Annotated in this window: 7 protein-coding genes and 1 pseudogene; all 8 read right to left on the bottom strand. The window is 65.1% G+C overall.

Annotated elements, in window-relative coordinates; genetic code table 11:
- A pseudogene (locus WA904_RS17395) lies at positions 1 to 165 on the bottom strand (aspartate/glutamate racemase family protein); the annotation flags it as partial.
- Positions 166 to 312: 147 nt separating this feature from the next.
- The gene (locus WA904_RS17400) at positions 313 to 1,014 is read right to left on the bottom strand and encodes a GntR family transcriptional regulator (RefSeq protein WP_425198386.1); all 702 of its coding nucleotides are present in this window, start codon (positions 1,012 to 1,014) and stop codon (positions 313 to 315) included.
- Positions 1,011 to 1,892 (bottom strand): ABC transporter permease, encoded by an 882-nt coding sequence (locus tag WA904_RS17405; protein ID WP_425198387.1) that lies wholly within the window; start codon positions 1,890 to 1,892, stop codon positions 1,011 to 1,013. The genes WA904_RS17400 and WA904_RS17405 overlap by 4 nt, the downstream gene beginning before the upstream one ends.
- 214 nt (positions 1,893 to 2,106) lie before the next feature.
- A complete protein-coding gene (locus WA904_RS17410) occupies positions 2,107 to 3,021 on the bottom strand; it encodes an ABC transporter permease (RefSeq protein ID WP_425198388.1) in 915 nt (304 codons plus the stop codon).
- A 141-nt stretch (positions 3,022 to 3,162) separates the two neighbouring features.
- Positions 3,163 to 4,443, bottom strand: a complete 1,281-nt coding sequence (locus WA904_RS17415) for an ABC transporter substrate-binding protein (protein ID WP_425198389.1) — start codon at positions 4,441 to 4,443, stop codon at positions 3,163 to 3,165.
- A 33-nt stretch (positions 4,444 to 4,476) separates the two neighbouring features.
- The gene (locus WA904_RS17420) at positions 4,477 to 5,502 is read right to left on the bottom strand and encodes an ABC transporter ATP-binding protein (RefSeq protein WP_425198390.1); all 1,026 of its coding nucleotides are present in this window, start codon (positions 5,500 to 5,502) and stop codon (positions 4,477 to 4,479) included.
- 149 nt (positions 5,503 to 5,651) lie between these two features.
- Positions 5,652 to 5,840, bottom strand: a complete 189-nt coding sequence (locus WA904_RS17425; protein WP_425198391.1) for a YgaP family membrane protein — start codon at positions 5,838 to 5,840, stop codon at positions 5,652 to 5,654.
- Between the two features lie 28 nt (positions 5,841 to 5,868).
- The coding region (locus WA904_RS17430; protein ID WP_425198392.1) for a transglycosylase domain-containing protein at positions 5,869 to 6,925 on the bottom strand (1,057 nt) is incomplete at its 5' end.

Consider the following 6,925-nt stretch of genomic DNA (forward strand, 5'->3'; position numbering starts at 1 on the left):
GGAGGCCACCGCGTAACTGGCTTCGTCGGCGATGTAGGGCGCGCCGAAACGCGCGGTGACAGTGCGTACCCGCACATGCAGCCCGGCGGCGGCCTGCACGTGGTTTTGCAGCAGCGCGCTGACCGACGCCGAGGTGTTGGGGTTGATGACCAGTAACTGCCGCATCAAGCTTAGGCCCTACCGGAGCTGTAGGCCGCGCGGTCCCCTTCTTCACCAGCCGGGGCCGCGGAACCGGCTTTGCCGGGCCGCAGGCGCAGCGCCCCCTCGGGGGGCAGCGAAGCACACGAAGTGGCGAGCGTGGGGGCCATATCTCTAGCTGAACAGCGCGGCCAGGTCGGGTGCGGCGTCCGCCGGTGGCGTGAACTGCAGCTGCGATTCCAGCCGCGTCAGATGCTCGTGCATGCGGCGCGCGGCTTCGGGTGCATCACGCAGGGTGATGGCGTCCAGCAGGGCGCGGTGTTCGCGGCAGCCACAGGCGGTGGCTTCCTCGCGCTCGCGCGCATGGGCCGGGCTGTAGGTCATCAGGATCAGCGAGGTGCGCGAGGTCAGCTCGCGCAGGATGCGGCCCAGGGTCTGGTGGCCGGCACGCTCGGCAATGTGCAGGTGGAAGTCGCCCGACAGGCGAATCGCGCGGCGCATGTCGCCAGCCAGGCGCGCGGCGTCCTCGTCGGCAATACATTGCTTGAGGCAGAGGATGTCGGCGTTGCCGGCTCGGGCGATGAACAGCTCCACCAGACGCGGCTCGATCAGGCGGCGCGCTTCGAAAACTTCACGCGCTTCCTGTTCGCTGGGCTGGGCGATGGTGGCGCCGCGGTTCGGCGTGAGTGTGACCACCTGCTCGTTGGCCAGGCGCACCAGCACGGGCCGAACGCGGGTGCGCGAAACGCCAAAGGCCGCGGCCAGCTTGTCCTCGACCAGCTTGGTGCCGGGCGGCAGCCGGTGGTCGAGGATGGCCGAAATCACGCGTTCATACATTTCGCTGTCGCTCAGGGCCGGCGTGACGATGTCGCTCATGGCGCGGCTCTTTTCTGGCGCTTGCCCAGCCACAGGGCCAGGCCGACGGCCACACCCATGACCGCGAACGACACGATGGTGGTGACGGTGCCCAGAGCGTAGATGGAGGGCGTGGTGACGGTGGAGGTCAGGCCCTGCAATTCGAGAGGCAGGGTGTTGACGTCGCCGATGGCCTGCGAGGTGCGCGCGATTTCGTCCCAGCTCAGGGTGAAGCCGAACATGCCGATGCCGACCACCGACGGCCCGATCAGCGGCAGCACCACATGGCGGAAGGCCTGCCATGGCGTGGCGCCCAGGTCGCGCGCGGCTTCTTCATAGGCGGGGTTGAAACGGTTGAACACAGCGAACATGATAAGCAGGCCAAAAGGCAGCGTCCATGTGAGGTGCGCGCCCAGTGCCGATGTCATGAGCCCGAGGGCTGTGCCGTAGTCTTCCAGCATGCTTTCGGGCAGCAGCGCCTTGATGCCGCTGTCAAGCAGGCGGAACTGCAGGCCTATGCCCAGCGACACGATGATGGACGGCATGATCAGGCTGGCGACGGTGATGAAAAACAGCGCATTGCCACCCGTGAGTTTTTTGCGGAAGGCCAGGCCTGCCAGCACCGACAGCATCACGGTCAGCAGCATCACCACGCCGCCCAGCATCAGCGAGCGCAAAAACGCCGCGCCGATATCGACCGTGCCCAGGCCCTCGGCCAGCTTGTAGAACCAGTGCAGCGAAACCCCGCGCATCGGAAAGGTCAGCCCGCCTTCGGGGCCCTGGAAACTCAGTACGAAGATGGTGAGCATGGGACCGTACATGAACAGCACGAACAGGCCGAAGACGATGGCCAGCGGCCAGAAACCGGGGGACCGTTGTTCACCGATGCGTTGGCTCATGGCTGGTGCTCCTTGGGGGTTGTCGGGCAGCCCGCTACGCGAATGTCCCCCGGCTTCGCCTCCTCCTTGATTTCGCTCCGCGAGCTGCCCGACGCTTCCGGCACGAGCGTGGACTTCCCCTTCAAGCAGGGGCCGCGGAACCGGCTTTGCCGGGCCGCAGGCGCAGCAGCCCCCTCGGGGGGCAGCGAAGTACGCGAAGCGACAAGCGTGGGGGTCAAAGCTCTTTCCTGATATCAACGAGCCGGGTCAGGCCCCAGATGATCATCAGCACAATTGCCAGCAGGATGACGGCGTTGGCCGCGGCCAGCGGAAACTGCAGGTAGGAAGTCTGCACCTGGATGATCTTGCCGATGGAGGCGATCTGCTGGCCGCCCATCACGCCGATGGTGACGAAGTCGCCCATGACGATGGTGATCACGAAGATGGAACCAATCAGGATGCCGGTGCGCGACAGCGGAACGATCACGTTCCACAGCGTTTGCCAGCCTGAGGCGCCGCTGTCGCTGGCGGCTTCGAGCAGGCTGCGGTCAATGCGCATCATGGAGTTGAAGATGGGCACGATCATGAACATGGTGTAGAGGTGCACAAAGGCCAGCACCACAGAGAAGTCGGAAAACAGCAGCCACTCGACCGGCTGGTCCACGAGGCCGGCGCCGACCAGGCCCTGGTTGACCAGGCCGTTGCGGCCCAGCAGCGGCACCCAGGAAATCATGCGGATGACATTGGAGGTCCAGAAGGGCACGGTGCAGAGCACGAACAGCGCCGTCTGCATGCCCGGCGAGCGCACATGAAAGGCCAGGAAGTAGGCGACCGCAAAACCAATCAGCAGCGTGATGCCCCAGACCAGCAGGCAGAACTTGAGCGTGGATAAATAGGTGGACAGCGAGACGCACAGGTCACCGTTGTCAGTGAGCTTGCCGCAGCCTTCGAAGATCGCGAAGTAGTTGCGGAAAGTAAAGCCCGGGATCAGCTCGTACTCGTTGAAGTTCCAGAAGCTGACCATCAGCACCAGCGTCAGCGGCACCAGGAAAAACAGCGCAAACACCGCCGTGAAAGGTGCCGCCTGCCACCAGGCCTTGACCGTGTGGACGGGCTGGCTGTGGTGCGACGGTGCTGGGACAGAGCTCATGATGATGTGTTGTGCATATTCGGCGAGTGAAACGATGCCCTCAGCGGACACCGCGGAACCGGCTTTGCCGGGCCGCAGGTGTCGCTCCCTCGAGGGGGGATCCGGCTACACGAAGTGAGCCGAGAAGGGGGTGCTACCTTTCTACGCTGCGACGAACTCGTTCCATTTACGAACCATGTACTCGTTCTCGTCCATGATCGCGTTCCAACAGGCGATGCCGCCCATGCGCGCTTCGTAGCTGCCGCCGTCGCGCACGCTGCCGGTTTTGGCCAGCACGTCGCCGTTCGGGCTCTTGATGTCCTGGCTGGCGGGTTTGCCTTCCATCCAGTAGGCCCACTCGTAGGCTTCCATCTTCGCCTTGGCGGTTTCCAGCACGGCGCTGTAATAACCCTGGCGGTTCAGGTAGGCGCCGGCCCAGCCGTCGAGGAACCAGTTGATGAACTCGTAGGCCCCGTCGAGCTTTTTGCCCGACAGCGTGGCGGGCAGGCCGAAGCCGGCGGCCCAGGCGCGATAGCCTTCTTTCAATGGCTGGAAGTTGCAGGCGATGCCCTTGGTGCGCACGGCGGTGACGGCGGGCGACCACATCGACTGGATCACCACTTCGCCCGAGGCCATCAGGTTGACCGACTCGTTGAAGTCTTTCCACAGCGCGCGGAACTGGCCCGCCTTCTTTGCTTCGATCAGGGTCTTGATCGTCAGGTCGATCTCGGCCTTGGTCATGTTGCCCTTGTCAGGATATTTGTAGATGCCCTTGGCTTCGACCACCATGGCGGCGTCCATGATGCCGATGGACGGGATGTTCAGGATGGCGGCCTTGCCCTTGAACTCGGGATTCAGCAGCTCGGCCCAGGAGGAGATGGGGCGCTTGATCAGGTCGGGGCGTATGCCCAGCGTGTCGGCGTTGTACACCGTGGGGATGAGCGACATGAACTGTGTCGGCGACTTGGCAAACACCTTGGACTTTTCGCCTTCGAGGTAAATCACTTTCTTGGGCGCGGTGCCCTGGTCGCCGACGGCCTTGCCGGCCACGGTGCCGGTGGTGAACAGCGAGGTGATCTTGTCGGCGTTCTTGATCTTCTTCGTGTCGATGCCCTTCAGGTTGCCGGTCGGCACGATTTTCTTCAGGGAGAAGTACTCGGTGTCGATCAGGTCGAAGCTGTTGGGCGCGGTGACGGCGCGCTTGGTGACGTCGTCGGTGGTGACGGCCACATACTGGATGGTGATGCCGGTGTCGGCCTTGAATTTTTCGGCAATCGCCTTGTCCTGGTTCACCGCGGTGCCGAGGTAACGCAGGGTGATTTTTTCCTGGGCGTGCACAGCGGGCGCCAGGCCGGTGGCCAGGATGCCGGCCATGCCGGTGAGCAGTGAACGGCGTTGCATGCCGAGGGCTTCAGGTTGGGGATCGATGGTGTCGCTGGACATGGTGGCTCCTTGGTTAAAAACGTGAAACAGGAATCAGGCGCGCAGCGCGTGCGCCGCGTGCCAGGACAGGTGAACGGACTCGCCCAGGGCATAGGGGCGCTCGGCGAACTTCGCTTCGGGCAGCATCACCGAGACGCCGGTGGGGCCGGTAGCGGTGCTGGCGTCCAGACCCAGCAGCACATAGGTGCCCTGGTATTCGACATCGGTGATGGTGGCGCCCATGCCGCCGATGCCGGTCGCGGGTGCTGTGGGCTCGGCGGGTGCGATCAGCATGTGGTCGTTGCGCACGGCGATCTTGCCGGCGCCGGTGTTGATGACGTTGTGGCCGCCCATGAAACGCGCGATGAATTCGGTGGCCGGCGTGTTGTACACCTCGTGCGGCGAGCCGACCTGCTCGATCAGGCCCTGGTTCATCACCACCATGGTGTCGGCCAGCGCCATCGCTTCTTCCTGCGAGTGCGTGACGTGGATGAAGGTCAGGCCCAGCTCCTTCTGCCAGCGGCGAAGCTCGGCCCGCATCTGGATGCGCAGGAAAGGATCCAGCGCGGACAGCGGTTCGTCGAGCAGCAGCACGCGCGGCTGGGTGATCAGCGCGCGGGCCAGCGCCACACGCTGCTGCTGGCCGCCCGAGAGTTCGCCGGGTTTGCGTTGCGCCAGGTGGCCCATGGCGACACGCTCCAGCAGGTCCTGCGCCTGCTTGTGGCGGGTGGTCTTGTCGACACCTTTCATCTTGAGGCTGAAGGCCACGTTATCGAGCGCCGAGAGATGCGGGAACAGCGCAAAACTCTGGAACATCATGGCGGTGCCGCGCGCGGCCGCCGGCAGGGTGGTGATGTTGCGGTTTTCCAGCAGGATGTCGCCGCTGGTCACGGTTTCATGTCCGGCGATCATGCGCAGCGTGGTGCTTTTGCCGCAGCCCGAGGGTCCGAGCAGGCAGCAATAGCTGCCGCTGGCGATGCGCAGGTTGATGTTGTCCACTGCAGGCGCGCCCTGCGCGTAACGCTTGGTCAGTGCAACCAGTTCAACGGCGGCAGGGGTGAGAGGCGTGACAGGGTCCATGCCCCGTCACATGCAGAAGGCATGCCAGCTTTGTACACAATCTTTCGCACTCTTTGTGTACAAATCGCACTGGCATGGTGCGGAAATCAGGCGCGCGGTAGCTCAATGCCCCGCTGTGAATCAGATCAGGGCGCAAGGGCCCGCTGGTGTCACTTCATCTTGCAGGTATTGAACCCCAGCAGGGCATAAGGCGGACACCAGCCCACCAGGCCGGTCGCCAGTGGAACCGCGCCCAGCCAGCCCCACCAGCCGACGGTGCCGGTGGCAGCCAGGCCGATCAGCACCAGCCCGATGGTGATGCGAAGAATGCGGTCGATGCCGCCAACATTGCTTTTCATGAAAGGCTCCGGTAGTGAAGAGACCTTCTTATTGGGCCTCCGGACGGGGGGCCTGTCCTTGATCTGTGTCAGCCGGCACGCGCGGCGCCACCCATGCCGGCTGCTCGAGCTCTTCTGCCAGCCGGGCGCGCTGCCGCCTGGGCAGGCCGCGCATACCGGCGAGTACCCACTGCGCCCTGGCTGTGTTGATTTTCCCGGTTTCTGTCCAGCGGCGCGCCTCCAGCCCCGGGTTGTGCAGCATGGCGGCCAGCCACATAGCCTGCGCGGGCTCAAGTGCATGGGCGCGCTGGCCGAAGTAGTGCTGCGCGGCAGCTTCGGCGCCGCACAGGCCCGGCCCCCAGGGGGCGTGGGCCAGGTAGAGCTGCAGCATGCGTGGCTTGCCCAGCGTCTGCTCCATCTCCACTGCATACAGCAACTCACGCAGCTTGCGCACGGGGCTGCGCTCGCCGCCGGTGACCAGTAGCTTGGCCAGCTGCTGGGGCAGCGTGCTCGCACCGCGGCTGATGCGGCCGTCGCGCTGGTTCTGGCTCAGCGAGGCACCGAGTTCGGCCAGGTCGTAGCCGGGGTGTTCGTAAAAGCGCTGGTCTTCGGCGGCCACCACGGCGCGGGCCAGCCAGCTATCGGCCGTGAGGCGGCTGGAGCGCCGGCTGCAGCCCGAGCGGGCCGCGGCAAACACCTCCGTGCCCAGACCGCTGACCTGGACACCTTCAACCTGCGGCGCCAGGCTCAGGCGGCCGCCGGGCAGGTTCAGCTGGCCTTTCAGGGCAAAGCGGCCTTCAATGCGGGCGCGCCCCAGCTCGGGAATGGCGGTGCCGAACAGGGCGTAAGCGTCGGCGATGGCTGTGGAGGGAAGCTGCATGCGGATCTGCAGGTCGCGGTTGCTCAGTTCACCTTGCCACGTGGCGCGCAATGCGCCCGAAGCCAGTTCGCCGTCGAGCAGCAGGCCCTGCCGGTGCACGCTGAGCCGCAGTTCCTGGAGGACGACGCGTTCTTCGCCGAGCCCGGCGGGCGTGAGTGTGCACGGCGCGCAATGCAGCAGCAGTGTGCGGGTGGGCGCCTGCCAGGCCAGTTGCACAGGGCCGGCG

This window comes from Polaromonas sp. (assembly GCF_049790275.1).
Lineage (GTDB): Bacteria > Pseudomonadota > Gammaproteobacteria > Burkholderiales > Burkholderiaceae_C > Polaromonas.